Source organism: Variovorax sp. 05T418 (assembly GCF_056396385.1).
Genome location: NZ_JBFTLJ010000051.1, coordinates 1 through 873 on the forward strand (window position 1 = coordinate 1; position 873 = coordinate 873).

The window sequence follows — 873 nt, forward strand, 5'->3', positions numbered from 1 at the left end:
CTTTCGAGGTCGAGACGACCGAGGAAGCGGCCCATGCCCTGGCAACCGAGAGACCTGATGGACACCAAACGCGAATTCCTGGAACTGGCCTTGCAAGAAGGAGCCAACCGCCGCGAACTGTGCCGGCGCTTTGGCATCAGCCCCAAGACTGGCTATGCACTGCTGCGCCGCCATGCACTCCAAGGCATGGGTGATGCGTGCAAGCCGCGCAGCACCCGCCCGCACCACAGTCCTGCGCGCAGCAGCGCTGCGATCGAGCAAGCCGTTGTCGAATTGCGCCGCCAGCACCCCCGCTGGGGCGGACGCAAGATCGCTCGGCGCCTGAGCGATCTGGGCTTCAGCGGCGTGCCTGCGCCCAGCACCATCACCGGCATCCTGCACCGCCACGGACTGATCACCCCCGAAGCCAGCCAGGCGGCCGAGCATTGGCAACGCTTCGAGCACGAGCTCCCCAACGCCCTGTGGCAGATCGACTTCAAGGGCTACTTCGAGACGGGCGCGGGGCGCTGCCATCCGCTGACGGTGATTGACGACCACTCGCGCTTCAACCTGACGATCGCTGCGTGCTCCCAGACGAACACCGCCCGCGTGCAGGATCATCTGCAGCGGGTGTTCCGGCGCTACGGCTTGCCCGTACGCATCAACGCCGACAACGGCGCCCCTTGGGGCAGTCCCGCCAAGGCCGAGCACGGGCTGTCGGCACTGAGCGTGTGGCTCATTCGCCTGGGCATTCGCATCAGCCACAGCGCGCCCTACCACCCGCAGACCAATGGCAAATTGGAGCGCTTCCATCGTTCGCTCAAGGCCGAGGTGCTCAACGGACGCAGCTTCATGGACCTGGCTCAGGCTCAGGACGCCTTCGAGCACTGGCGC

At 66.2% G+C, this 873-nt stretch carries 1 protein-coding gene; it reads left to right on the forward strand.

Annotated elements, in window-relative coordinates; all coding sequences use genetic code 11:
* Positions 1-33: 33 nt before the first annotated feature.
* A partial coding sequence (locus AC1DMS_RS31725; RefSeq protein ID WP_478182147.1) for an IS481 family transposase occupies positions 34-873 on the forward strand: 840 nt, incomplete at its 3' end.